Raw genomic sequence first — 2,515 nt, forward strand, 5'->3', positions numbered from 1 at the left:
TTCACTCAAACCTGTCATCCACCCCCTGTCTAACAATACGAAAAACTGAGGCGACAACTATCCTGACACAGGGGGTACCTAATCAAGAGTTACTCCTTCGGGCTACGACCTTTATTGATATGTTGTTAATCATTGCTGACCCAAAGCTCGGCGTAAATCAACTTCCTCCTTATGAAGGTAAAGACATACTAAATAACCCACCTGATCAAAGTATTGTGTTAGAAGATCTATTTATGAACTTCTTTTCATTGAAGTTAACTGATATCACTATCAGCAATTTGCGGCCACCTGAACAATCCCTGGAATATCACAACCTGCGTTTAATAAATATCGCCTATGTTGTTTTTTACAAAATATTGGACCAGGGCACTAATTTTGCTCTAAGCAAATACATCGATAATGGCTTTGAAGTAAAAAATGCAATCGCGAAACGTTTTTTGCTGTTGCGGGAAAATGGTTTTATTCATGAAGTGACCAACGAATCTTCAGATGCTACTTTCAGCACTCCTCCAATATCGGTAATCGCGGCATTTTGCAGTAGTCATAATCCTTACACTATGACCACATTATTTGAAAGTCTGCTGATCTCAAGTCTCCACTTAAACCAACTAGACCTTGTATCCCATGTATTATCAGCGAGGCGCTCCGTAAGACACCTAAACCAAACCGCCAAAGGACAAATCCCTCTACTGTTTGCAGATACACACCGCCGCCTGAAAGCAAAATGGAATGAATTCACTGAAAACAGCCCCTATATGCAATTCGCCCCTCCAATTGATGGAAAGCCAATTGGCAGATTAACACTTGTGAAGCTAAAACATTATATGTTGAGAGGAAATACAAGACTAACAATGGTTTGGTGTCACTTCATTCTTGACAAAATAAAGTTAAAAAAGCCTCAAGAATACTATGCCGACATTTCCGATATAGATAGTAATAGTGAAAATAAGCAGTCACCTTACTCCAATTCACACTTTAAAAAAGTGTTGCGGGTACAGTCGTACATGTTGAGAAACAGCATAACCAGATCTGATTATGACGAGGCCATTAAAATTCTTGACGATCCATTTATGTTACAAAGGGAATTTAATTACGCGCAAACATTACCTCAAAGTTTCTTGCTACGAGAACACTTTTCAGCTTTATTGCGTTTACATACACTGGACCATCCCAGTGTTAGAGAGGGACACCCATCTTCCAGAGAATCACTACGATACTATTTTCATGAATATGACAATGAAATCACAAGCATCATCGAACGCTACTCCAAAATCCTTGACACCCCATCAAGCCAAAACTCTAACAACAGCGCAACTTATCCAACAAGTGAAATTAAAGTAAACGATTTCCTGCACTTTTTAACACTAAAAATGTCTAAAACAATCTATGAATCGGAATCGGATATTCATGTCCCTGACAGACAAGAGAGACGTTTTAGAGCAATTCACGAGCTCAAAGAACTCGCAGAACATTTACCAAGTCTAAGGTTACTTTGCACCTCACCACAAATGCAAATGCTCGCTAACCTTTCACTGTTGCGATATAAACTGTTCAGCTCCCTTGCTGAGGAAGCCCGGCCTGACGACAACATAATTTATCGACTTAACAATATCATCAACAGGCGTACAGCTTCTCTGCCTATCTACAATATGCAATTCAGAATTTTAAGATGTGAATACAACAGACAGTGCATATTATCACCCAAGATAACGGGCTCCCTTCGTGAGTTACATAACACTTACTTGAGGGAAGACATCAGTTACATCGATGAAATGATTCATCGCAATGAGATACCAAATAGAACTTTTGAAATGCAATGGCTCGCTTGTTTTCTGGATTACAATCCAGAAACTTCTTCAGAATTACTCACAATTTCAATGCAAGCAAGATGGCTGGTGATGTAAATAAAATTAGGAGTTATAACCCCCTGCCTTTCGGCAGGGGTAGTGTGTCTAATTCATTCCGATACGATAAATTGTGAGAAATATCGAAATAAATTAGAAATAAGCATACACCGGGTAGTTGCGATAAACAAGGCGTTTCGGTAACACCACTAAAGAGTTAATTCCAGTATATACAAAGAGTAATTTCCTGAAATTCATGGCTTGCTAAGATACAGGTATTTGTAAAAGGTCTGAATTTTACCCACTTCCAATTAAACTGTGTTAGCCTCATAGTTCTTGAAACTATAACAGACTAAGAACACTATGAAAGATAAAATCAGCCACCCTCTGATAAATTTTAAAGGGGCACAGTCATCATGGTACATGGAAGGAGAGCAGGCCTTTAACAGTATCGGATTTAGTATGGTCCAATATATAGGACTTCTGGCTTTGCAAAACGGAGGAGAACTGACATTCCGAACAGAAGACTTAATAAAAGTTCACAATGTCCGAATTATCTGGGATGAAACCGGACAACATATTGCTAAGGTCATAGTCCCCCTGTGTCAGGATAGTTGTCGCCTCAGTTTTTCGTATTGTTAGACAGGGGGTGGATGACAGGTTTGAGTGAA

Annotated in this window: 2 protein-coding genes; both read left to right on the top strand. The window is 39.2% G+C overall.

The window, feature by feature from the left end:
• A partial coding sequence (locus AC0J20_RS23235; protein ID WP_473023589.1) for a hypothetical protein occupies positions 1 to 1,904 on the top strand: 1,904 nt, incomplete at its 5' end.
• 303 nt (positions 1,905 to 2,207) lie between these two features.
• On the top strand, positions 2,208 to 2,486 hold the full coding sequence (locus AC0J20_RS23240) for a hypothetical protein (RefSeq protein ID WP_473023590.1): 279 nt from the start codon (positions 2,208 to 2,210) through the stop codon (positions 2,484 to 2,486).
• Positions 2,487 to 2,515 lie beyond the last annotated feature (29 nt).

The sequence above is a fragment of the Planctobacterium sp. R6 genome (genome assembly GCF_055755215.1).